The following is a 24,608-nucleotide window of genomic DNA, read 5'->3' on the forward strand; positions in this document are numbered from 1 at the left end:
GTGATAGAATGTTTACAGTTCGTGCTTTGCCAAGGATACCCATCCGGCAGCGGCGGCAGCGGCAGACCGTCCGGTTTTGCCCTCTGTCTGCCCTGCCGTGCCTTTTCAGGCATAGACGGCAAAAAAATGCACAGAAGGAGAAAAAAGAAAGATGGAATATATGAAATATATTTTAGACACACTGGAAAAGATTGTGAACACCCCAAGCCCTTCCGGCTGCACCGGAAAGGTCATGGAGATCGTCCGCAGGGAGGCGGAGGGCTTTGGCTTTCAGACGGAGTACAACCGCAAGGGCGGCCTGATTATCACAGTTCCCGGACAGACAGAAACGGTTGTGGCTTTTTCCGGCCATGTGGATACTCTGGGGGCCATGGTGCGCTCTGTGCGAGCCGGCGGCACGCTTGCCTTCACCCAGGTGGGAGGCATGATGATGGAGGCGATTGAGGGAAGCTACTGCAAAATCCTCACCAGAGACGGCAGAGAGTTTACGGGAACCATCCAGACCACTCAGCCGTCCGTACACGTGTGGGACGGATGCCGGGAGCTGAAGAGGACAGAGGAAAATATGGAGATCCGTCTGGACGAGATTGTGCGCACGGCAGAGGATGTGGAAAAGCTGGGAATCGGAGCCGGCGACTTCGTGAGCTTTGATCCGAAGTTTGTGGTGACGGAGAGAGGGTTTGTCAAATCCAGGCATATGGATGACAAGGCTTCCGTCGCTGTCATCCTGGGCGTGTTAAAGTATATTCACGACACGGGGAAGAAGCCGGTGCAGACTCTGAAAATGCTGATCAGCAATTACGAGGAGGTCGGCCATGGGTGCAGCTATATCCCGGAGGATGTGGAGGAGCTGATCTCAGTGGACATGGGATGCGTGGGAGACGACTTAAACGGAGATGAGTACCGTGTTTCCATCTGTGCCAAGGACTCCAGCGGACCTTATGATTTCGATATGACCAACCGGCTCATTTCCCTGGCAAAGGAGTACGGGATCGGCTATACAGTTGACATATTTCCCCACTACGGTTCGGATGTGTCAGCAGCCTTAAAGGGAGGAAACAATATCCGGGGAGCCCTCATCGGCCAGGGAGTCAGCGCCTCCCACGGCCAGGAGAGAACCCATGTGAGGGGACTTATGGAAACCTTCCGGCTCATCGCGGCTTATGCAGGGCTTATGGAGAAGGAAGAATCCTCCAGACTCTTTGAGGAGCTCCTCCTTTGCGAAGGCTCTGGAAGCGGGAGGTAGGGAAACATGCAGGCAATTTTACTGGCAGGAGGACTCGGGACAAGACTTCGCAGCGTGGTAAGCGACAGGCCCAAGCCCATGGCCCTGATCGAGGGAAGGCCGTTTATGGAGTACGTGGTGAGGGGGCTTGCCCGCCACGGGATTGCGGACATTATCTTTGCCGTGGGATATAAGGGCAGTATGGTGGAAGAGCACTTCAGGGACGGAAGCAACCTTGGGATCCGTGCGTCCTACGCATATGAGGAGGAGCTTCTCGGCACAGCCGGGGCCATAAAGAATGCGGGAAGATTTGTGACAGAGGAGCGCTTCTTTGTCCTCAATGCAGATACCTATTACAGTCTGGACTACAGCCGCCTGGCGAAGCTGCAGGCAGAAAAGAGCCTCGATATGGCTCTGGTGCTTCGAGAGGTGGATGATATTTCCCGGTATGGAGCGGCAACGCTCACAGACGGCATGCTCACCGGCTTCAATGAAAAGCTGGAGGGAGAGAAGCGCCCGGGCACCATCAACGGAGGCGTTTACCTGATGGACCGCAGACTGCTTAAGGAGATCCCGGAGGGGAAGGTCTCCCTGGAGCAGGAGATGATCCCCCGCTGGATGAAGGAGGGAAAACGCCTGGGAGGCTTTGTCAATGAGGGATATTTTATCGACATCGGAATCCCGGAGGATTATTTCAGGTTCCAGGAGGACGTAAAGAAAGGAGTCGTTTCATGGTAATTCGCGCGAAAGCGCCCCTTCGCGTCAGCTTCGGAGGAGGCGGAACGGATGTAGAGCCTTTCTGCGTAGAGCAGGGAGGAGCCATTATCGGGAGCACCATCAATAAATACGCATACTGCTCCATCATTCCCAGAGAGGATGACCAGATCGTGGTCCACTCCCTGGACTTTGACATGACGGTGAAATATAATACAAAGGAAAATTATGTCTATGACGGAAAGCTGGATCTGGTGACAGCAGCCCTGAAGGCCATGGACATCAAGAAGGGCTGCGAGGTCTATCTGCAGTGCGATGCGCCTCCCGGCTCAGGCCTGGGAACATCCTCCACCGTGATGGTGGCTCTTCTCTCGGCCATGGCCAAGTGGAAGGGAATCGAGCTGGACGGCTACGCCATGGCCGACCTGGCCTACGGCGTGGAGAGACTTGACCTGGGAATCGCCGGAGGCTATCAGGATCAGTATGCATCCACCTTTGGAGGATTTAACTTTATCGAGTTTCACGGCAGGAACAATGTGATTGTAAACCCGCTGCGGATTAAGAAGGATATTATCCATGAGCTTCAGTACAACCTGCTTCTGTGCTATACGGGAAATATCCATGTTTCCGCAAATATTATCAAGGATCAGGTGAGCAACTACAAGAAACAGGATGCCTTTGACGCCATGTGCGAGGTGAAGGCTCTGGCCTACGCCATGAAGGACGAGCTTCTGAGAGGAAATCTCCACAGCTTCGGAAAGCTCCTGGACTATGGCTGGCAGAGCAAAAAGCGCATGAGCAGCAAGATAACCAATCCACAGATCGATGAGCTCTACGATGAGGCCAAGAAGGCCGGGGCTCTGGGAGGAAAGCTTCTGGGAGCAGGCGGCGGCGGCTTCCTTCTCATGTACTGCCCCTACAATGTCAAGCACAAGGTGGCGGCCCGCATGGAGCAGGTGGGCGGACAGCTCATGGACTGGAACTTTGAGCTGCGGGGTGTCCAGAGCTGGTGCTGCGACAGTGAGAGGTGGAAGTACGGGGAGGTCAGTGTCCGGATGCCTGACAGGAATTACACCTTTAAGCTGTGATTGGAATGGGAAGCAGGCAGCAGGAAAGCAGGGCAGGGAAACAGAAACCTGCCCTGAAAATGGTACATGCAGGGAGGACGACGGAGTGAAGCCGGATACCGGAAACAGAGAGAAAATAAAGACGAAAACCGTGTTCCTGGATCGGGACGGAACTCTGAATGTGGAGGTCAATTACCTCTACCGGCCAGAGGATCTGAAGCTGATACCGGGGGTGCCGGAGGCCATCAGGCAGCTGAATGAGGCGGGCTTTCGCGTGGTGGTGGTGACCAACCAGGCGGGAGTGGCCAGAGGGTATTATACGGAGGCGGATGTCGACAGGCTTCACAGCTACCTGAATGAAGTTCTGGCCAGGGACCGCGCCCATGTGGACGCGTTTTATTACTGCCCCCATCACCCGGAGCACGGGATCGGAATCTACAAGACAGAATGCAGGTGCAGAAAGCCGAAAACGGGGATGTTTGAGGCTGCGGACAGGGACTGCCCCGTGGACAGAGAGCGGTCTTTTATGGTGGGGGACAAGCTCATTGACACGGCCGCAGGACATAATTTTGGCATCAGGAGCATCCTGGTGGGAACAGGCTACGGCGCCGAGCAGAGAGAGCAGGAGCTTAGTAAGAGACAGAAGGGCTCCTCTTCGGGACAGGAATTTTCCGGCGGCGAAAGCGCGGAGTATGACTGGTATGCAGAAGATCTGAGAGAGGCTGTACGGCTCATCTGCCGTATGGACAGAGAGGCGGTTTAGTATGGAACGAAAGCAGACAGGCCAGAGGATTCTGGCTTTTCTTCTTCTTGTTTTGGGGGCAGTCTGTGTGGCTGTCCCGTTTGTGACACTTTTTACCGGAGACGGGACATATTCCTGGCAGTTTAAAACCCCGGAGACAGCCAAGATGATGGCGGAGATCGCGCTTATCTTCGTGCTGATTGGGGGCGGCCTTCTCCTGATACGCAGGCCGCTGTTTCGGTGGAGCTTCACAGCCCTGGTCTTTGTCCTGTTTAACTGGGCCCATGTGGTATTTCTCCCTATGGCGGTTTCCGCCCTGTATCTGGGCTATCTGTTTCTGACGGGCTATTTTCTGAGAGTCGTTCTGTTTAAACAGAGAGAACTCCGGGACGGATGGATGGCTGACTTCATCCTGGGCACATCTGCAGTTATTGCCGCCTTCTGTCTGCTGTCCGCCTTCCATGCAGGGGCAGTGAGACAGCTGAGGTGGTTTTCCCTGCTGTCAGGTGCCGCCCTTCTGCTCTGGCTGGGAGTCCGGGGGGCAGGGGAGAGGAGGCCTGGCACAGAAGCGGGAAAGCCTGGACGGCGATGTCCGGAGGATAGTCAGAACAGGCTGGATGGAAGATGGCGGACGGTTTTTTATCTCCTCATCACCTTTCTGATTGTGATGGTGCTTATCCAGGCAGGCAGAATGAATATTGCCCTGGACTTTGACACTCTCTGGTACGGTGTCCGCTCCGAGTATGTCCTGGACAATGGATCCGGGATCTATGAAAATCCCGGAATGGTGGGGATGGCCTATGTCTATGCCAAGGGGCTTGAAACGCTTACCCTCCCCCTGTGCGATTTGGCCAGCCACAGCTATCTTCTGTATTTTAACCTGTGGCTTGCAGCATTAGGACTTTTTGCCCTGTACCGCCTCTCCTGCCTTTATATGGACAGGCGTTTTGCGCTGTTAGCCTCAGCTCTGGTAAGCTGCGTGCCGGGAATTATGAATATGTCCATCACCGCCAAGCCGGATGTGATCACCTGGCTGATTCAGATCTTCATGGTCTACTATATGTCCTTATACATTAAGGAGGCGGGAGAGACGGGAGAAAGAAGATTTCCCCTGCTGGCCTTAAGCGCAGGAGCATACCTGCTCTCCCTGACCATGAAGTCCACATCCCTGGTATTTTCAACGGCCATTTTCGGCATGAGCGGGCTCTATCTGATATTCAGAAGGCTTCTGAAGCTCAGGGCGCCGATCCGCCAGTGGCTTCTTATGCTGTTTCCGGCTGCAGCCCTGACGGGAATCTGGGCCAGGACCATGCTTATTACAGGAATGCCGGTGACCTCTGTCTTTACCTCTATCTTGGAGAAGCTGGGATTTCAGATGAAATATCCCTTTGCCTCCAGTGCCCTCCCCCAGAACTGGGAGGAGGAAAGCAATGGGGCGGTGCTGGCCAGACGTCTGTTTCACATGCTGATCATGCCTGCCGGGGACGACATGGGCCATGTGGTGTTTGCATGGGGAAGCCCTCTGATCCTGTTTCTGACGGGAGCCTGTCTTGCGGCCTGCCTTCTTCTGGCAGCGGAGGCGCAAAAAAGAGAAACCGGGAAGCAGGGACAGAGGCTATTAAGCGCCTACGCCCACACAGCCTTCTGGCCGTTTCTGGCTGTCAATCTGGTGAGCCTTGTGATGCTTTACCAGATTGACGGAAACTATTTTATGCTTCTGTATACAGGGATTATCGTCGGAGCAGTCAGCCTTCTGGCGTCTCTTTCGAGAAAGGGCTTTCGGAGATTTTCAGGAGCGGCCTGCCTTCTCCTGCTTCCGATTATGGCTTTCAATGTGCTTCTGACCGCTGAGTCCAACTGGGCGTGGAGCCTGGGCTTTTCCGAGATCCAGTGGGTGAATAAGGGAAGGGTCAACCATGAAGCCCTCCAGCACGAAAAAATGGTGCAGACAGGAAATGAACAGATCTGGAATATTCTGTCCCAGGACTCTGCCACGAGAGTTATCGCCTTCGGTGACCATCCGGGCTGTCTTCAGTTCCCGTGTATAGTCCAGTCCTACAAGGATATTACCTCCCCCTGGGGAAATGTGGAGCTGGTGAATACGGTAGAGGCTTTTGAGGAGTATATGGCTTATGCCAGGGCCGATTACGCCTATGTGGAGGCAGGCTTTATCGGGGAGGGAAGCTGGGAGTGGAGCTATGGCCTGGTGCGCCAGATGATCAGCCGCGGAACTCTCACGGATTTGAAATTTGAACATGGAAACGTGCTGGCCCGCGTAGATCTGGACGGCAGGCCTGACAGCCAGTCGGGAGAGAATCTGAGGCTGTTTGATGAAAACTACCTCACTTACGAGATGAAGCAGGCAGGAGAAACCCGCTGATCCGCGCAGGCGGCCGTGAAAACTGGAAGCTATGAAGTACGAAAGGAAGGGAAAAACATGAATGAGTACAGATACCTGGATGAACTGATGGAGAGATACCCGAAGCTCACTCCGGTGAGGGGAGAAATTGAGAAGGCCTATGAGATTCTGAGGGACTGCTATGCAGCCGGAGGGAAGCTGCTGGCCGCAGGAAACGGCGGAAGCTGCGCCGACTGTGAGCACATTGTCGGGGAGCTTATGAAGGGCTTTGTAAAGAGAAGAGAGTTAGATGAGGGACTAAAAGAGGCCCTGAAAAATGCCGACCAGGAGAGGGGAGAAGCCCTGGCAGGAAAACTTCAGCAGGGGCTTCCCGCCATTGCCCTGACAGGGCACAATGGCCTGACCACAGCCTTTTTAAACGATGTGGACCCTGGTATGGCCTTCGCCCAGCAGGTGATCGGCTACGGAAGAGAGGGAGATGTGTTCCTGGGGATCACCACCTCCGGAAATTCTGAAAATGTGGTTCTGGCCGCTGTGGCTGCCCGCGCAAAGGGAATGAAAGTGATCGGACTGGCCGGCCGTGACGGAGGAAAGATGAAGGGAAAGTCCGATGTGTGTATCGTCGCTCCTGAGCAGGAAACCTACAAGATCCAGGAGCTTCACCTGCCCATTTACCACGCCCTGTGCCTGATGTTAGAAGAGCATTTTTTCCCTTCAGCCAGATAGGCTTTTGGGAAGCTGTAATGATGAGCGGATAGATAGACACAGGAAAGGATAAGGAGTATGAATCAGAAACTGGGAAAAAGGCTGTTTTATCTGGGGCTCCCTGCCCTGGGAGTGGTGTTCTGCCTCTATTACCTAAAAATTGCAACTACAGATCTGGCCTACACGGATTATATGAGGCTTATTGTCTCTTACCTGCCGGATGTGGGAAATCCTGCAAAGTTTTTCGTGCCGGATGTACTGACAAGGGTGCCGATCACCTACCTTGGCAGAATCATCAATGTGGCGCTGTTTCACTACAGCCCCGCCTTTGATATGGTGCTCGGCGTTTTAAGCCATGGCCTCTCTGCCCTGGCCATTGCAGCCTACTGCCGGGGAAAACGCGGCTATGCCCCATGGTTTCTCGTCATCATGCTTCTCCTGTTCAGCCTGAACAAGTGGGAGATGCTGGGAAACGGAAGCGGCTGGGTATGCTTTCTGTCTATCGCCGGTTTTTACTGGAATTTTGTGATCTTAGACCGGGTGGCAGGCGGGGAGGAGAGAAAGTATGACAGGATATTCTTAAAGGCGCTTCCGCCCCTTCTCACTCTGCTTGTGGCAGGGCCTTACTGCGGCAGCTACTCTCTGATCCTGACTCTGGCCTATGGAGCCCTTCTCCTGAAGGAATTCAGAACAGAGCGGACAGTGAACCGGGAGTGGGCGTTTGATCTGGCTTTTGTGCTGGGCGCCCTGGGACTCTATCTTTTGAGCAGCCATTTTGCTGTATATGAATACAGAGGGGCGACGGATGCCTCCCTGGTGTCTGCGCTCCTGGCAGATCCGAAGTTTTTTGTGAAATTCTTTCTGGAGGCCTTTGCCTCTCCGGTACTGGGAATTGAGGTTATTTCCGGAGTGATTAAAACGGGAAAGGGTGTCTGCCTTCTGGGGGCGGTGGTAATCGCCTTCTATCTCTTCGCCCTCTATCTGAATGTCAGATTCCGCGTCTTTGAGAGAACACTTTTTCCGCTTCTGCTGATTCTGACAGGCGGAGTCAACCACTGCCTGGTATTCTATTCCAGGTGGATCTTTCTGCAGGAAAATTATGGGATGGCGTCCCGGTATGCGATCCAGTATGAGATGGGTATTTTTGGAATCCTCCTTACCTTTGCGGCAGTGTTCTCGATAATAAAGGAAAGGAGAACAGATGCGGGAAGGAAAAGTCTGGCTGAAAGGATTCTTCCGGCTGCAGCCGCTGTCTTTGCTGTTCTTTTGCTGGCGGGGAATTTCTACACCACCAGGCAGGAGCTCTTAAAGGCACCCCTTAGAAAGGAATCCCTGAGGATAGCAGAGGAAACTGCCCTCAACTACAAAAATGAGACGGATGAGGCTCTGGGTGAAGCGCTCCACACGGACGGGAAGAGAGCCCGGAAAGCCCTTGAGATCCTCGACGAAAACAATCTCAACATTTTCTACAATAAGGAGGAGAGATGATGAAGCGGTGTCCGAAATACGCATATATCGCAGTATTCGCGGTGTTTTATCTGTTTCTCTTGATGCAGTTCGGGAAGGTGTTCATCTACTACGATGACTACGGCTATCTGTCTCTGAGCTACGGAACCAATATCCCTGTGGCTGGAGCTGACTATGGCTTTTCGGATCTTCTGGCTTTTATAAAGGGACATTATGTAAACTCCAATGGAAGGCTTCTCTATATGTTCCTCTATTGCTTCGTACACATGATAGGAGGAATCAGGGGAGTCCAGGTATTTATGGCTACGGCTGTGCTGGCTGTGCTGGTGATGATCTTTCTGACTGTCCAGAAAATGCTGGAGGGCAGTCTGAGCGCAGGAGAGGTTTGCGGGGAGGAACAGCAGGGGAAATCCGCCGGGCTTACTCCTTTTGGAAAGATACTGCTGGCGGCTTTTCTCTGTCTGCTCTATGGAACTCTGGGGATCATGCTTCAGAGAATGGGCACTTACTGGTATGCAGCCAGCTTTATCTACGTTGTGCCGGCCGTCTCATTTCTGGGCTTTGCCCTCTGCTTCTACAGGACTGCTCTCTATGGGCCTGGGGAAAAGCCCGGGCTTATCCGGGCAGGAGCCTGTGTGCTTCTGGGCTTTCTGGCTGCCTGGTCCCAGGAACAGTGGTTTGTCACCACGGTTTCTTTTGCCGTTATCTGCCTTGTGTACAAATTTCTGAGAAACAGAAGACTTAGGATTTACGACGGCCTTACCTTTGCAGCCTGCGCGGCGGGAGGGCTCATAATCATTCTCTCCCCTGCCGTAAGCGCCAGAATGAACAGTGAGGGCAATGCGGCTTTTGCCTCTCTGAGCTTTTTCGGAAAGCTGGGCAGGAACATTCCTCTGCTGATGAACCTGTTCTTTTCCGGAGACAACCTGCGCTATCTGCTCTTTTTCTTCCCTGTCATGATCCTTCTGGGCCTTGTGATGGCCCGTCAGGCAGGGGGCCGGGGAAGAGCAGGCGCGGCCCTTCACCTGGCGTTTTCAGGGATTTCGGCGGCGGTGTTTGCAGGCTATCTGATGAAACAGAAGCTGTCCGTGTTCCCGCCGGGAAATTATTCAGGGGCGGCGGCGAATCTTTTGCTGATATATATTGCTTTTTGTTTTGTGGAAGTGATATTATTCTATAGGAAAGAAAACCAGCCGTTTGGAGCCTTTGTATTTTCAGCAGCTGTGCTGTCTGTAGGCTCGGCAGCCATTGTGCCGGAGGTTCCCCTGAGAATCTTTTACCCGTTCCTGTACCTGTCATGGCTCCTGTTTGCCTACCTGTACGGGAAGGCCCTTCTGAGGGAGGCCGGAAGGCTGCCGGTTGTTTCACTGGCTGCCCTCCTCTATCTGTCGGCTGTCAGTATTCCGAACCTCAGAAATATCTACCAGGGCTACCGGTCCAACTACGAGGTTCTCATGTACGATGACGCAGTGTTTAAGGAGAGCGCGAGGGCGATCAAGAACGGCGCAGACATTGATTCGATAGAAGTCTACGAGCTTCCCGACCTGCTCTGCAAAAATGAGGTTGTTTATGATGAGAATTTTTCCTTCATGATCGTATGGATGAGGGAATATTACGATCTCCCGGAAGATGTGGAGTTCGATTACCGGCCGTTTCCGGGAATGGAGGCGTTTCGCAGCCAGACGAGGCCCTGAAGCGGTGACGGAAAATGAGGAGGTAAGAAATGAAGGTTGTAATACTTGCAGGAGGCTTCGGGACCCGCATCAGCGAGGAGAGCCATTTAAAGCCAAAGCCCATGGTGGAGATCGGGGAACGGCCAATCCTGTGGCACATTATGAAGCACTACTCCCAGTACGGGTTTCATGAGTTTGTCATCTGCCTGGGCTACAAGCAGTATGTGGTAAAGGAATTTTTTGCAGACTATTTCCTTCACACCTCAGATGTGACCTTTGACCTGGCCAATAACCAGATGGAGGTTCACAATAATTATTCTGAGCCGTGGAAGGTGACTCTGGTGGACACAGGGCTTCACACCATGACAGGAGGCCGCATCAAGAGGATCAGAGACTATGTGGGGGATGAGACCTTCATGCTGACCTACGGGGACGGAGTTTCCGATGTGGATCTGGACGAGCTTCTGAAGTTCCACAGGGAGCACGGGAAAATTGCCACGATCACAGGCGTCAATGTAGGGCAGCGCTTCGGAGTCCTGGAGGTGGACGAGAGCGGAGCCATCACAGCCTTCCGGGAAAAAAATGACGACGACGGTAAGATTGTAAACGGCGGCTTCATGGTGATGGAACCGAAGGTGTTCGACTATATTGAGGGCGATTCCACCGTGTTCGAGAAGGCCCCTCTGGAAAACCTGGCGCGGGATCACCAGCTGATGGTCTACCGCCATAACGGCTTCTGGCACTGCATGGACACCCAGAGGGATAAAAAACACCTGGAGGAGCTGTGGCAGAGCGGCAATGCCCCGTGGAAAACCTGGGAAAACTGATAGAATAAAAAGGAAATCAGAGTGAAGAAAGAGAGCGGAAAAGACAGATGAAGAAAAAGGAAGTCTTAGATTTTTACAGGGGAAAGAAGATTCTCATCACGGGACATACAGGCTTTAAGGGCTCATGGCTCAGCGAGATCCTTCTCCTGGCCGGAGCCAGGGTGACGGGCTACAGCCTGAATCCCCCTACGGAACCGTCCCTCTTTGAACTTCTGGGACTGTCAGAGCGGATGAACAGCGTAACAGGAGATGTGAGGGATCTGAGACACATGAAGCAGGTGTTTGAGGAGACACAGCCGGAGATCGTGCTCCACCTGGCAGCACAGCCCATTGTCCGGGATTCCTATAAGGATCCGGTTTACACTTATGAGACGAATGTGATGGGAACGGTCAACCTCCTGGAGTGCGCAAGGCTCACCCCGTCTGTCCGCTCCCTGGTGAATGTGACGACGGACAAGGTTTACGAGAACAGGGAGTGGGAGTACGGCTATCGGGAGACAGACCGCCTGGACGGCTATGATCCCTATTCCAACAGCAAATCCTGTTCTGAGCTTGTGACACACAGCTATGTGAAATCCTTTTTTGCCGGCAGTTCCACCGCTGTTTCCACCTGCCGGGCAGGCAACGTCATCGGCGGCGGCGACTTCGCAAACGACAGGATTATTCCGGACTGTGTAAGGGCGGCAGAAAAAGGCGAGAATATTGTGGTGAGAAATCCCCATTCCACCAGACCGTATCAGCATGTGCTGGATCCCCTCTTCCTCTACCTGACTGTGGCCATGGCCCAGTATGAGGATCCGTCCTTTGCAGGATACTATAATGTAGGGCCCGACGACGCAGACTGTCTCACAACAGGAGAGCTTGTGGATCTCTTCTGCAGCCTCTGGGGTGAGAATCTCAGATGGATGAACCGCAGCGACGGAGGCCCCCACGAGGCAAACTTCCTGAAGCTGGACTGTTCGAGAGTGAAAAAGACCTTTGGCTGGAAGCCGGGCATGCATGTGGAGGAAGCCGTGAAAAAGACGGTGGAATGGTCGAAGCTCTGGCTTTCAGGCGGCGATGTGAGAGCAGTCACAGACCGGCAGATAGAGGAGTTTTCTGAGGCATAGAGAGAAAGCACAAAAGCACAGACTGTCCCATGGCAGGACACTTCGGCAAAAGGCCCGCAGGCCTTCGCCGCAGCATGGCAGCAGGAATTAGGCTGCAGTGAAATAAAGGAGCAGAAAGGATAGAATATGAACGAGAGAGAAGCCCGCAGGCAGATCCTTGATCTGGTTGCCGATTATTGCAGGGAATATCATAATAAAAAGGCGCCCTTTAAGGCAGGGGACAGGATCCCCTACGCGTCCCGGGTATATGATGAGCAGGAGATGGTCAATCTGGTGGACAGTGCGCTGGAATTCTGGCTGACCTCGGGACGGTACACGGATGAGTTTGAGGAGGAGCTGGCAAAATATCTGGGGGTAAGGTACTGCTCCCTGGTAAACTCCGGCTCCTCGGCGAACCTGGTGGCCTTTATGACCCTGACCTCCCCGCTTCTCGGAGAGCGCAGGGTGAAGAGAGGGGATGAGGTGATCACGGTGGCCGCAGGCTTCCCCACAACCGTGACCCCGGTGATCCAGTACGGGGCGGTTCCCGTGTTTGTGGACGTCACAATCCCCCAGTACAATATTGACGTGACCAGGCTGGAGGAGGCCCTGTCAGAAAAGACCAAGGCGATGATGATTGCCCATACTCTGGGAAATCCCTTTGACCTGGGGGCAGTGAAGCAGTTCTGCGACAGACACGAGCTGTGGCTGGTGGAGGACAACTGCGATGCTCTGGGAAGCCGCTACGAGATAGACGGAACCATGAAGTTTACAGGAACGGTGGGAGACATCGGAACATCCAGCTTCTATCCGCCCCACCACATGACCATGGGAGAGGGAGGCGCGGTCTACACAGACAACCCTCTTTTAAATAAGATTGCCCGCTCCTTCCGCGACTGGGGACGGGACTGTGTCTGCCCGTCCGGCCATGACAATCTCTGCGGCCACCGCTTTGACCGCCAGTATGGGGAGCTGCCCTTAGGATATGACCACAAGTATGTGTACTCCCATTTTGGCTATAATTTAAAGGCCACGGATCTGCAGGCCGCTGTGGGCTGCGCCCAGCTCAAAAAATTCCCGTCCTTCGTGGAGAGGAGAAAGCACAACTTCGCCCGCTTAAGAGAGGGACTTAAGGGAACAGAGGAGAAGCTGATTCTGCCGGAGGCCTGCCCCCACTCTGATCCGAGCTGGTTCGGATTTCTCATCACCTGCCGGGAGGGCGTCGACAGAAACAGAGTGGTCCAGTATGTGGAGGAGAGAGGAGTCCAGACCAGGATGCTCTTTGCTGGAAACCTGATCAAGCACCCCTGCTTTGATGAGATGAGAGCAGACGGCCAGGGATACCGGGTAGCCGGAACCCTTGAGAATACAGACCGTATCATGGCGGATACCTTCTGGGTAGGCGTTTATCCGGGAATGACTGACGAGATGATCGATTACATGGCGTCTGTGATCCGGGAGGCTATCGATACGCTTTAGGCCATAGCCTGCAGAAAGCAGGGGGAGACAGAGGACAGGCAGAAGCTGCCGAACGAAAAAAGCCGGAGGGAGCTATTTCATGGAAGAGAGGGAACACAGTGACCTGACGAGGGTTCACGAGGCAAATTTAAAGCTGTTAAAGGAGATTGACCGGATCTGCCGAAAGTACCGGATCCAGTATATGCTGGATTCGGGAACGCTTCTGGGAGCTGTCCGCCATAAGGGCTTTATTCCCTGGGACGACGATGCGGATGTGGTGTTCACCCGCCCCAACTACGAAAAATTCCTGAAAGTGGCAGAGCGTGAGCTTCCGAAAGGGATGACGCTTCTGAGGCCCCAGGATATACGGGGAGGACGGGTGTTCTACGACTTCACCACAAGGATTCTGTACGACAACAGCCGCGTCCACGAGGACAATGGGCAGATGCGCTTCTACGAGGGGAAGCTGAACCATCTCTGGGTGGACCTCTTTGTTCTGGACCGTCTGCCGGAGGGAAAATTCGGGGCATTTTTTGCCAAATTTCTTCAGAAGGTGGTCTACGGCATGGCCATCGGACACAGGGATCAGATTGACTTTTCCAAGTACAGCCTGGCGGACAAGGTGAGAGTGGGAGTTCTCTCCACAGTGGGAAAACTGATTCCCATGCCGTTTCTCATAAAGCTTCAGACGGTGCTTGCGGCCAAGGACTGGAAGAAAAAGACGGACAAACGGTATTACAGCAACTACCAGCCGGACTATCTCTATGTGACGCTGGATGCGGACTGGTGCGAGGAAACCGTGGATTTGGAATTTGAGGACACAGTCCTCATGGCGCCCAAGGGGTACGATCACGTGCTGACCTGGATTTACGGCGACTATATGAAGCTGCCGCCGAAGGAAAAGCAGGTTCCGGCCCATTCCAGCATCGAGATCGAGATTCTGGATTAGGGGGCGGCAGGACGTGCCGGGATGTACGGAAAGCCTGTTTTGCAGAAGAGGACGTGGATGGGCCTCAGAAGCATGCAGGAAGCTTGTCTGACAGGAGTAAACGCAAATGAAGAAAATTTCGATTATTGTTTCGGTATATAATGAGGAATCTGCCCTGAGGCAGTTTTACAGTGAGTCAAAGCCTGTGTTTGACGGCCTTCCCTGGGATTACGAGATGCTGTTTGTCAATGACGGCAGCACGGACGGCTCCCTCGCCATACTGAAGGAGCTGGCCGGCCGCGATGAGAAGGTAAAGCTCGTAAATTTTTCCAGAAACTTTGGCCATGAGGCTGCCATGATCGCCGGGATTGACCACTTTGACGGAGATGCACTGGTGTGCATGGATGCGGATCTGCAGCATCCGCCGGAGTGCGTGAGACAGATTATTGAAAAATTTGAGGAGGGATATGAGGTCATCAACATGGTGCGGACGAAGAACAAGTCTGCGGGCCTCATTAAAAATATAACCTCCGGCGGTTTCTACAAGGTGATCAATACCATCTCTGATGTAAAGCTGGAAGCCAACGCTTCCGACTTCTTTGCCATGACGGCCAATGCGGCCCAGGTGCTGAAGCAAAGCTACAGGGAGAAGGTGCGCTTCCTGAGAGGGTATGTGCAGAACATCGGCTTTAACCGCACCAATATCGAGTACGAAGCCAGGGCCAGAGTGGCGGGAGAGAGCAAGTACAGCCTGAAAAAGCTGTTCAAATTTTCCATTAATACGATACTTTGCTTCTCGGACCTTCCATTAAAGCTGGGAATCTATTCAGGCATTATCGTGGGACTTTTAGGTGTGTTTGTGATGATCTACACTATCTACGGAAGAGTAGTCCACGGAGCGCCAAGCGGATACGCGACGATTGTGGTGCTGCTCTGCTTTATGTTCGCCATGCTGTTTATGCTGGTGGGGATCATCGGAGAGTATATCGCAATCCTCTTTACAGAGTTAAAGGACAGGCCGATCTATATCGTCAAGGAGACGCAGAACATAGACGGAAGGAAGAATCCGGACGGAAAAAACTGCGTGGAGGAGCGCTGAGAGCGCGGCTGTCAGACGAAATAAGAGAAGGAAAAGGCAGAGTGAGAAAAATGGTGCCCCAGGCGGCCCGGTGAAAGGATTCCGGCGAAGCCTGGGGCCTTTGGTATGTAAAGGATTTTTTAAGAAACCGCTGAAAATATGAAGATTTTTTGAATTTTTCAAAAATCCCTGTAAAAACAAGGAGGGATATTATATAATACCAATTACGAAGTAAGGAGGTATACGCAATGAAAAAAATCCTGGTTTTATTGGCCTGCGCTGCTGCGCTGTCTGGATGCGCTCCCAAGAGCAACATTGTCCAGCCTGACAGTACAGAAGGGACAGTAGCAGGAGAGCCGGACTTTGATGTGAAGGATGATGTAGAGATTGACTGGCAGCAGGCAAGCACAGACGCAGAGGATATGTTTGAGGACACCGACGAATACCCTTACAGCGTGGACTTCCATTTCCTGCTTGAGCCGGAGAAAAAAGAGATTATGCTTGTCTGGGTGGTGAAGGATGACTTCCCATCCTCAGAGCTTGCTGAATATGCAGATACACTGATAAAGGGATTTAACGATATGATTGCCACACAGGACTTTTCCATCGAAAGGTCCAGCGACACGTCCTACGGCGGGCTCTGGAAGAGGTACGGACTTTCCTTCGGCATTGCCCCTGAGAGCACCCAGGATGATGAGTCCACCTGGCTGATCAGCGCAAGCTACCCGGCAGGAACAGAATTTGTACTTCCAAGCGCCGGCGAGATTCAGAAAGCTATGGACAGAGCAGAAAGCGGGGAGAGCTCAGAGGATACAGCTTCCGCTGAGAGTACGGACGCTGCAGGTGAAACTCAGGGAGCCTCAGAAGCGGCAGCCCAGTAGAGGCCTCAGTCTGTGGGAAGGCTCTGAGACGTTTTGCTGAGAGAAGTGAAGTGGCAGAAAACGGCAGGAAAAGCATATATAGTACAGGAAAAACGAAGCGGGCGGCGCCTATTGGGCGCAGGCCCGTTTTTTATATAACGGGAAACTTCGTTCCCCGTTATATAAAAACGCTCCGCGGGGATCGCACTGCGGCGAAAAGGAAGAATGCCGCTTTCGCGACCCGCCGCAGGCGGAGAATCCTGCAAAGCAGGATTCTTTCTTGTTTAACGGGAAACTTCGTTCCCCGTTATATAAAAACGCTCCGCGGGGATCGCACTGCGGCGAAAAGGAAGAATGCCGCTTTCGCGACCCGCCGCAGATGGAAAACGCCTGCACGGAACTTGTCCCTTTGGAGGCAGCGTGAAAAAAATAAAAGTTTTGCTTTACAAAAACGCTTTACTATGCTACTATGATAGCACGATAAAAAACGACATGTTAATCATGCCTGGCACACCCTGAGCGAGAAGGGACTGCAGATGGGAAGCAGGCAGCACCACAGAATTGAGGAGGAAAACGATTATGAAAAAGAAAGTATTCAGTGTAATGACAGCAGCAGCCTTAGTATTTTCCCTGACCGCCTGCTCCACAAACGCTAAGACGGAGGAGCCTGAGACAGCGGCGCAGAGCTCGGCAAGCCAGACAGAAGCTGCAGGAGCAGAGACGGCAGAATCTTCAGGTGGGGCTTCGGCAGAAGCGGGAGAAAAGGCCGCATCAGGAGAGACCAAGGCAGCGGGAGATACCTTTACCGTAGGTTTTGATCAGGATTTTCCGCCTATGGGCTTCGTAGGGGACGACGGAGAGTACACAGGCTTTGACCTGGAACTGGCGGCAGAGGTGGCTGACCGCCTGGGACTTACCTTTGTTCCTCAGCCAATCGCCTGGGATGCAAAAAACATGGAACTGGAATCCGGAAACATCGACTGTATCTGGAACGGTTTCACCATGACAGGCAGGGAGGATGAGTACACCTGGTCTGAGCCGTATATGGAAAACAGTCAGGTAGTGGTGGTTCTGGAGGATTCAGGAATTGAGTCCACAGCCGATCTGGCCGGAAAGATTGTGGAGGTTCAGGCTGACTCCTCCGCAGAGGCTGCGCTGAAAGAGATGCCGGAGCTGACAGAGAGCTTTGCAGCCCTTCAGACAACGCCGGATTATAATACGGCATTTATGGATTTGGAAATGGGAAGCGTGGACGCCATTGCCATGGATGTGATCGTGGCCGGCTACCAGCTCCAGCAGCGGGACGGAGGATTCAAGATCCTTGACGACACGCTGGCGTCTGAGGAGTATGCCATCGGCTTTAAGAAGGGAAATGAGGCGCTGAGAGATCAGGTTCAGACAGTTCTCGATGAGATGGCGTCAGACGGAACCATGAAGGAAATCTCCGAGAAGTGGTTTGGAGAAGATATTACGACAATCGGCAAATAAGAGAGCCGCATCAGGATAACACAGAACAGGGGACGAAACAGCCATGGATTTAGTTCAGATTTTAAAACAGCTTGCAGGAGGCATGGGAACCAGCATTGAGATCTTTGCAGTGACGCTCATCTTTTCCCTTCCTCTCGGGCTTCTCATCTCATTCGGGAGAATGTCAAAGAATCCCGTCATAAGGACGATCGTTAAGTTTTACATATCCATTATGAGGGGAACGCCCTTGATGCTTCAGCTTATGGTGGTGTATTTCGGCCCCTATTACCTGCTGGGAATCCGGGTGGGAAATGATTACCGGCTGTGGGCGGCCTTTATTGGCTTTGTGATCAACTATGCGGCCTATTTTGCGGAAATTTACCGCAGCGGTATTCAGTCCATGCCGGCCGGCCAGTATGAGGCTGCAAAGATGCTGGGCTACAGCAGGACGCAGACCTTCTTTCGAATTATCTTTCCCCAGGTGATAAAGCGGATTCTGCCTTCCATCACGAATGAGGTGATCACTCTTGTGAAGGACACCTCCCTGGCATTTACCATCAGCGTGATGGAAATGTTCACAGTCGCCAAGGCTCTGGCCTCCTCTCAGGTCAGCATGATTCCCTTTGTGGCGGCGGGACTGTTTTACTATGTATTTAACCTTTTAGTGGCTGTAGTGATGGAGCATGCGGAAAAAAGGCTGAATTATTACAGCTGACAGAAGGCCTGGCCGGAAAGGCTGAGGCAGCATGTCCTGATAATTAGGAAGAAAAGGCAGATAGGCGGATATAGGGATGAATATATTAGAGATCAAAAACATTGAAAAATCTTTTGGAGAAAATAAGGTGCTCAGGGATATTTCTCTGAGCGTAAAGGACGGGGAGATCGTATCGGTGATCGGCCCGTCAGGCTCGGGAAAATCCACACTTCTCAGGTGTGCCTGCATGCTGGAAACCATGGACAGGGGTTCTGTGGTCTATGAGGGAGAACCGGCAGTCTGGAATGAGGGGGACGGCCGGGTACAGTACGCGGACAAAAAGAGGCTTAGGGAGCTGCGCGCTCTCTACGGACTTGTCTTCCAGAATTTCAATCTGTTTCCTCATTACTCCGTTCTCAGAAATGTCATGGACGCGCCCATCCATGTTCAGAAACGGGGGCGCGACGAGGTGAAAAGGGAGGCCATGGCTCTTCTGGAAAAGATGGGACTCTCAGACAAGGCGGACATGTATCCCTGCCAGCTGTCCGGAGGCCAGCAGCAGAGGGTGGCCATCGCCAGGGCTCTGGCCCTGAATCCTAAAATCCTGTTTTTTGACGAGCCCACCTCAGCGCTGGATCCGGAGCTGACCCAGGAGGTTTTAAAGGTAATCAAGTCCCTGGCAGACCTGAAAATTGCCATGGTGATTGTCACCCATGAGATGGCATTTGCAAAGGATATATCCGACCGGGTCATCTTCATGGCAGGCGGAGTCATTGTGGAGGAGGGAAGTCCGGAGCAGGTGTTCGCCTCAGACAATGAGAGGACGAGGGCGTTTCTCGGTAAGTATTACGAGAAAACGGAAGGCTGAGACGCTGCCTGCCTAGCTTACAGGCAGCCCGCTGTGATAGGAATAATTTCCAAGCTCTGTGAGGAGCTGGTGGAAATCCTGCTCTTCCAAGGGAACGCTGCTGGACAGGCAGGCGTTGAAGAAATAGTAGGCACTGCTCACCTTTCTGAGAGTCAGGTGAAACAGATCCACAAAGGAGTCGGTGGAGGCCAGCGCCTTGTTCCACGGGTTGCACCAGGGCTCGTGATCCAGGTTGCAGCACTTCCTGGGCTGGGTGAAAGTGTCTGTCACCAGCTTTGCCGAGGCCACCGGGTGGCTCACAAAGATAGATTCCACCAGGGCGATGCCGCCTCTTTTTTTGCCGGATTTGTCTGCCAGAGTCCGGCAGCCAAAGCGCATGGCCCAGATAGAGCGGTGCACCATGGAAGGCTTTACCTGGAAGTTATTCCGGTAGGTGATAGGATAGTAGGCGTCATTGATGCAGCTTGACAGAAAATGTGATACGAACTGCATTTCCTGTCCGTTCAGGCAGATGGTGGCCGTCTGATTAAATTCAGACGGCTTTTTCTTTTTATATTTATACAGGAGAATAGCGTCAATATCATTTTCCAGCGCCGCATGTCTGCCGTGATGGACGGCGGACGGGTTGGAAACGTCATAGCCGATTCGGCCGTACACGTAAGGATGACAGACATAGTCTGCGATGTAGTGGTTCATAAAACCTGCCAGATAGGCGACAGCCTGCTCCCGCTGCTGCTTCGACTTCAGATGGGAGAGGCGGTTCAGGGAGCACCGGAAAAACTCATTGACATGGTGCTCGTGCATGTAGGAGCCCACGTTTCTGTAATCCCTGTGCCGCAGGACGGGAATATAGTAAAAGAACATATCCGGCCCCTGCAGACCCAGCTGGTAGAGCCAGCGGTGTTTTGCAATAATGTGCTTGAGCTGGTTGTTTGGAAGATCATTGTAGGATTTCATGCCAAAAATATAGTGAGTAGTAAAACCTGGCATAGCGAAAAGCCCTCTTTCTTCATTAATTCGAGCAGGGAATCCGGCCCATGAGACGTGTATATCCGTTCCCGCTTTGGAGTTAGTATATCACAGGCACAGCCTGTGATCGTCATTCGCCGCTCGCCTTGCGTGAGCAAGCTCCCGCAGGCTCGCTTGCGCTCATTATATCACAAAATTTTCGGCAGGTGCAGGGGGAAAGTGTAAAATATAAAAGGCCCATGGAAAATATGGCAGGGAGAAGACGGGGAGATGTAATATATTCAAAGTAACATATTCAAAGGAACGGGGGAATAAATAGTTAAAAAGGACATTGGCATGAAATATGATTCAGTTTCTGCGTGACTTGGTCTGGGGGCCATGGCTGATGGCTCTGTTTCTTCTGACGGGACTTTACTTTACCATCCGGTTCCGCTTCTTTCAGGTCTTGCGGGCCAATGTGTGGTGGAGGGAAACTGCAGGGAGCCTTGCAGCGGGAAGGCGTACCCGGGAGAAAAAGGGACAGTTCGCGTCGGCCTGTACAGCCCTTGCGGCCACTGTGGGGACGGGAAATATTGCAGGGGTGGCCACAGCCGTGACCATGGGCGGACCGGGAGCTGTGTTCTGGATGTGGGCCTCGGCGCTGCTTGGGATGATGACAGCCTATGCGGAAGTCTATCTGGGAAGAAAATACCGCTATCTGGGCTCAGACCTCCGTCCAATCTGCGGTCCCTATGCCTATCTGGAACGGGGGCTTGGCATGAGGGGACTCGGCTGTCTTTACGCAGTGCTCTGCATTCTGTCATCTCTGGGAATGGGAAGCATGGTACAGGCCAACTCTGTTGCAGAGAGTGCCGCTTTTTCAGCCGGAATCCCTCTGACTGTGACAGGTTTTGTCCTGACGGCTCTGGTAATGGCAGTGATATTCGGGGGAGCCAGGCGCATCTCCCAGGCGGCGGTGGGGCTTGTTCCGTTTTCGGCAGCATTCTATATGGGGTTATGCGCAGCTGTGATTCTGGCGAATCTTCCCGAAATTCCGTCTGTGTTTGCCGGGATTTTCCGGGATGCCTGCTCTGTGGACAGCGCGGCAGGAGGGATGGCTGGAATTTTTGTGAGCAGAGCAGTCAGATACGGGATTTCCAGAGGGGTGTTTTCCAACGAGGCGGGGCTTGGGAGCCTGGCTGTACTCCATGGGGAGGCCGACGAGGAGGATCAGGAGCGCAGCCGGGAGCGCTTTGCCTGTGAGCAGGGCATGTGGGCTGTATTCGAGGTGTTTTTCGACACGATGGTGAGCTGTACCATGACAGCCCTTGTGATTCTGTGCGGGAAGAATCCCATGAAGGGATATTCCGGCAGTGCGGGAGTGGCCGCCTGCTTTTCTGCCTGTTTCGGAGATGCAGGGGGAATTCTGGTGTCTCTGTCTATGAGCCTCTTCGCCTTCGCCACTATCATTGCCTGGTTTTATCTGGGCAGGCAGGCTCTGGCCTACCTGACGGACGGGTTCTCCTGGCAGAGAACGGCAGTTCTCTGCTATGGTTTTTTCTATCTGAATGCGGTATTCTTCGGCTGCGTCGCCAGACTGACCCTGGTGTGGAATCTCTCGGATATTTTTAACGGGCTGATGGCTGTCCCGAACCTGATAGGGGTGTTCCTTCTGAGAAGGGAAGTAAGGCTTCCAGCCCTGAGGCAGAAATAAAAAAGAGAAGAGGAAAAAAAGAGAAGAGGCAAAAAGAAGACGAAAGTCTCCGGACATCAAAACAGCCGCCCGGCAACAGGGCGGCTATCTTGAATTTATAACTTTTGAAAAAGGGAGGAGAGCTGAATAATCAGCTCAAGTATTATGAAAAAAATCGTTGTAGCAATCGTTTGATTACTATGGCTTTATTATATGGGGCATTCGTGAAGAAATCATTAGCATTGTGTAACGGTTTTTTAAATGATTTGTGAACAAAATTTGAACAAAGGGAGGCTGCGGCAAACAACCATCTTGCAATGACTCCCCACATTTGATACACTGGTAGCAGAAAAGCCGGAGCATCCGGCTGGACAATGAATACCCAGGAGGACATAAACATGCAGAATCCAGTAGTTACCATTGAGATGGAAAACGGAGATGTGATCAAGGCAGAACTCTACCCGGAGATTGCCCCGAACACTGTAAATAATTTTGTAAGTCTTGTGAAAAAGGGCTTCTATGACGGCCTGATTTTCCACCGCGTGATCCGCGGCTTCATGATCCAGGGCGGATGCCCCCAGGGAAACGGAACAGGCGGCCCGGGCTATTCCATTAAAGGCGAGTTTGCCCGCAATGGCTTTAAGAATGATTTAAAACACACGCCAGGCGTTCTCTCCATGGCAAGAGCCATGCATCCGGATTCCGCAGGCTCCCAGTTCTTTATCATGCACGAGACCTCTCCCCACTTAGACGGCGAGTACGCAGCCTTCGGACATGTCATTGAGGGTATGGACGTGGTGAACAAGATCGCAGAGTGCAGAACAGACTGGAGTGACCGCCCGATGAAGGAGCAGAAAATGAAAAAGGTCACAGTGGACACCTTTGGCGAGGAGTATCCGGAACCGGAAAAATGCTGATAATTAAAGAGATTAAAATGAATCAGACGGTTTATTCCGTAACGCTGTCAGATGACAGACAGGCTCTCCAGGCCGCTTATGCGGCAGGGGGAGCCGTTGTTGGTTTATACGGTAAGAGAACTGAGAAGGAGAGTGCAGAAATACCGGATGAAGCCTGCCCGGATCTGATTCCGGATTTGTCCCCTGCCCTCTATCTGGCAGAGCGGGCGGAGGATGTGGACGAGGAGCTTCTCAGAAAAGCTGTCTGCCGCCGCTTCGGGCTGCCCCTCGAGATTGCCGTGACAGGGCGGCTTATTATACGGGAATTCAGGGCCAGTGACAGCCTTCCTGCTGAGGAAAAGGAATTTTCCACGCCGGAGCTGCTCTCCTCCTATATTGCCTGTCAGTACCGCTTCTATGAGTGCGGCCTCTGGGCTCTCGAGGAGAGGGCTACGGGAAAAATCGTGGGAAAGGCAGGGATTACAGACGGAGAGCTGGGGTATCATATCTACTCAGAATACAGGAGACGAGGCTTTGGTGAAGAAGCCTGCCGGGCAATTCTCTCCTGGGCAAAGAAAGAGGGCCTTGACCGCATAAGCGTCAGAATAAAGCCAGACAACACCCCCTCCCTTTTGCTGGCAGAAAAGCTGGGATTTACCGGGGATAAAACAGAGCCCCCCCTGAAAGGAGACGGAGAGGGAAAGAAAGAGGATGGGGAAATCCTTCTCCATCTCCCGCTGTAGATGCCTGCAGCCGCCGGGCCTTCTCTGCAGCTCTTCCTGTACTTCCGACTGCAAAAGAGCCGGGCGCCTTTCCTGCAGCCTGCCCCGTGTCTCTCCTCTTAAAAATCCCCTTGTATTTTATATGCCTCGCGTATATAATATATTGTATACAAAAAAATGCAAAAATACAAAAATACAAAACGCACGAGGAGAGCTATGATTAAACATCTGGGACTGAAAGCATATGGGAAGATCAACCTGGGACTCGATGTGGTCAGAAGGCGGGAGGACGGCTACCACGAGGTGCGGATGATTATGCAGACAGTGGGGCTTTATGATCGAATTGATCTGTTTCGGAGGGAAAAACCTGGCATCGGCATTGAGACGAATCTCTACTATCTCCCAAATAATGAAAACAATCTGGCTGTCAGGGCTGCAAGGCTCCTGATGGATGAGTTCGGAATTACCGAGGGGATCGACATCCGCATTAAGAAGCTGATCCCTGTCGCTGCCGGAATGGCCGGAGGAAGTGCGGATGCGGCGGCTCTTCTGTTTGGGGTAAACAAGATGTTTTCCCTGGGACTTTCCATGGAGGAGCTGATGAAGCGCGGCGTGAAGCTGGGGGCGGATGTGCCCTACTGCGTCATGAGGGGAACTGCGCTCTCAGAGGGAATCGGGGAAATTCTGACGCCTCTTGCCTCTGTCCCCCAGTGCCAGGTGCTGATTGCGAAGCCGGGAGTCAGCGTGTCCACGAAGTTTGTCTACGAAAATCTTCACGTGGATCGCCTGCCCGCGGAGGCTCACCCGGATATTGATCTCCTGACAGAGGCGATAAAGGAGAGAAATCTGAGGAAAATCGTCTCCAATATGGGGAATATCCTTGAAACCGTGACGATACCGGCTCATCCGGTGATCCGCGATATTAAGGAAAAAATGATGGATATGGGAGCTGTGGGAGCTATGATGAGCGGAAGCGGCCCGACGGTGTTCGGCCTCTTCATGAGCCCGGGGAAGGCCCAGGCCGCATATGAGGAAATGCGGTACGGTTCAGGGAGCGCCATGGCAAAGCAGGTCTATCTGACCAGATTTTACAACAGGAGTACAGACGCAGGACAGACAGGGGAATGAG

Annotated in this window: 22 protein-coding genes; 21 read left to right on the plus strand and 1 reads right to left on the minus strand. The window is 52.9% G+C overall.

Annotated elements, in window-relative coordinates; all coding sequences use genetic code 11:
- Positions 1–151 precede the first annotated feature (151 nt).
- From LK436_RS05340 to LK436_RS05420, 17 genes are all read left to right on the plus strand, one after another.
- On the plus strand, positions 152–1,246 hold the full coding sequence (locus LK436_RS05340) for a M42 family metallopeptidase (RefSeq protein WP_008396569.1): 1,095 nt from the start codon (positions 152–154) through the stop codon (positions 1,244–1,246).
- Positions 1,247–1,252: 6 nt separating this feature from the next.
- On the plus strand, positions 1,253–1,963 hold the full coding sequence (locus LK436_RS05345) for a nucleotidyltransferase family protein (protein ID WP_008396570.1): 711 nt from the start codon (positions 1,253–1,255) through the stop codon (positions 1,961–1,963).
- Positions 1,957–3,027, plus strand: a complete 1,071-nt coding sequence (locus LK436_RS05350) for a GHMP kinase (protein ID WP_008396571.1) — start codon at positions 1,957–1,959, stop codon at positions 3,025–3,027. Before LK436_RS05345 ends, LK436_RS05350 begins: the two co-directional genes overlap by 7 nt.
- Positions 3,028–3,112: 85 nt before the next feature.
- Positions 3,113–3,769, plus strand: a complete 657-nt coding sequence (locus LK436_RS05355; protein WP_008396572.1) for a D-glycero-alpha-D-manno-heptose-1,7-bisphosphate 7-phosphatase — start codon at positions 3,113–3,115, stop codon at positions 3,767–3,769.
- 1 nt (position 3,770) lies between these two features.
- Positions 3,771–6,128, plus strand: a complete 2,358-nt coding sequence (locus LK436_RS05360; protein WP_008396573.1) for a glycosyltransferase family 39 protein — start codon at positions 3,771–3,773, stop codon at positions 6,126–6,128.
- 57 nt (positions 6,129–6,185) lie between these two features.
- Positions 6,186–6,833: a D-sedoheptulose-7-phosphate isomerase gene (locus LK436_RS05365; RefSeq protein WP_015574681.1), complete on the plus strand. Its 648-nt coding sequence runs from the start codon at positions 6,186–6,188 to the stop codon at positions 6,831–6,833.
- A gap of 57 nt (positions 6,834–6,890) precedes the next feature.
- Complete coding sequence (locus tag LK436_RS05370; protein ID WP_008396575.1) at positions 6,891–8,300, plus strand: hypothetical protein; 1,410 nt, start codon at positions 6,891–6,893, stop codon at positions 8,298–8,300.
- Positions 8,297–9,973 (plus strand): DUF6056 family protein, encoded by a 1,677-nt coding sequence (locus LK436_RS05375; protein WP_008396576.1) that lies wholly within the window; start codon positions 8,297–8,299, stop codon positions 9,971–9,973. Before LK436_RS05370 ends, LK436_RS05375 begins: the two co-directional genes overlap by 4 nt.
- A 29-nt stretch (positions 9,974–10,002) precedes the next feature.
- On the plus strand, positions 10,003–10,779 hold the full coding sequence (gene rfbF / locus LK436_RS05380) for a glucose-1-phosphate cytidylyltransferase (protein WP_008396577.1): 777 nt from the start codon (positions 10,003–10,005) through the stop codon (positions 10,777–10,779).
- A 47-nt stretch (positions 10,780–10,826) separates the two neighbouring features.
- Positions 10,827–11,888: a CDP-glucose 4,6-dehydratase gene (rfbG, locus tag LK436_RS05385; RefSeq protein ID WP_008396579.1), complete on the plus strand. Its 1,062-nt coding sequence runs from the start codon at positions 10,827–10,829 to the stop codon at positions 11,886–11,888.
- Between the two features lie 126 nt (positions 11,889–12,014).
- Positions 12,015–13,346: a lipopolysaccharide biosynthesis protein RfbH gene (gene rfbH / locus LK436_RS05390; RefSeq protein ID WP_008396580.1), complete on the plus strand. Its 1,332-nt coding sequence runs from the start codon at positions 12,015–12,017 to the stop codon at positions 13,344–13,346.
- A gap of 79 nt (positions 13,347–13,425) precedes the next feature.
- Positions 13,426–14,274 carry a LicD family protein gene (locus tag LK436_RS05395; RefSeq protein WP_008396581.1) on the plus strand — a complete coding sequence of 283 codons (849 nt, stop codon included), beginning with the start codon at positions 13,426–13,428 and terminating at the stop codon, positions 14,272–14,274.
- Positions 14,275–14,380: 106 nt separating this feature from the next.
- Positions 14,381–15,352, plus strand: a complete 972-nt coding sequence (locus tag LK436_RS05400; protein ID WP_008396582.1) for a glycosyltransferase family 2 protein — start codon at positions 14,381–14,383, stop codon at positions 15,350–15,352.
- A gap of 227 nt (positions 15,353–15,579) precedes the next feature.
- Positions 15,580–16,212: a hypothetical protein gene (locus LK436_RS05405; protein ID WP_008396583.1), complete on the plus strand. Its 633-nt coding sequence runs from the start codon at positions 15,580–15,582 to the stop codon at positions 16,210–16,212.
- A 558-nt stretch (positions 16,213–16,770) separates the two neighbouring features.
- Positions 16,771–17,679, plus strand: coding sequence for an amino acid ABC transporter substrate-binding protein (locus tag LK436_RS05410; RefSeq protein WP_008396586.1), 909 nt, complete (start codon positions 16,771–16,773; stop codon positions 17,677–17,679).
- A gap of 43 nt (positions 17,680–17,722) precedes the next feature.
- A complete protein-coding gene (locus LK436_RS05415; RefSeq protein ID WP_008396588.1) occupies positions 17,723–18,373 on the plus strand; it encodes an amino acid ABC transporter permease in 651 nt (216 codons plus the stop codon).
- 76 nt (positions 18,374–18,449) lie between these two features.
- Positions 18,450–19,220: an amino acid ABC transporter ATP-binding protein gene (locus LK436_RS05420; RefSeq protein WP_008396589.1), complete on the plus strand. Its 771-nt coding sequence runs from the start codon at positions 18,450–18,452 to the stop codon at positions 19,218–19,220.
- A gap of 12 nt (positions 19,221–19,232) precedes the next feature.
- Here LK436_RS05420 and LK436_RS05425 read toward each other — a convergent pair whose 3' ends face one another.
- On the minus strand, positions 19,233–20,210 hold the full coding sequence (locus tag LK436_RS05425; protein ID WP_008396591.1) for a zinc dependent phospholipase C family protein: 978 nt from the start codon (positions 20,208–20,210) through the stop codon (positions 19,233–19,235).
- A gap of 322 nt (positions 20,211–20,532) precedes the next feature.
- Between LK436_RS05425 and LK436_RS05430 the strand changes: the two genes are divergently transcribed.
- The 4 genes from LK436_RS05430 (at position 20,533) to ispE (ending at position 24,607) form a co-directional block, all read left to right on the plus strand.
- Positions 20,533–21,882, plus strand: a complete 1,350-nt coding sequence (locus tag LK436_RS05430) for an alanine/glycine:cation symporter family protein (protein ID WP_008396594.1) — start codon at positions 20,533–20,535, stop codon at positions 21,880–21,882.
- Between the two features lie 377 nt (positions 21,883–22,259).
- A complete protein-coding gene (locus LK436_RS05435) occupies positions 22,260–22,778 on the plus strand; it encodes a peptidylprolyl isomerase (protein WP_015574691.1) in 519 nt (172 codons plus the stop codon).
- Positions 22,779–22,795: 17 nt separating this feature from the next.
- Positions 22,796–23,500 carry a GNAT family N-acetyltransferase gene (locus LK436_RS05440; protein ID WP_227910174.1) on the plus strand — a complete coding sequence of 235 codons (705 nt, stop codon included), beginning with the start codon at positions 22,796–22,798 and terminating at the stop codon, positions 23,498–23,500.
- A 195-nt stretch (positions 23,501–23,695) separates the two neighbouring features.
- Positions 23,696–24,607, plus strand: a complete 912-nt coding sequence (ispE, locus tag LK436_RS05445) for a 4-(cytidine 5'-diphospho)-2-C-methyl-D-erythritol kinase (RefSeq protein ID WP_044930844.1) — start codon at positions 23,696–23,698, stop codon at positions 24,605–24,607.
- The last annotated feature ends 1 nt before the right edge of the window (position 24,608 follow it).

It is taken from the genome of Clostridium sp. M62/1 (assembly GCF_020736365.1).
GTDB lineage: Bacteria > Bacillota > Clostridia > Lachnospirales > Lachnospiraceae > Otoolea > Otoolea saccharolyticum_A.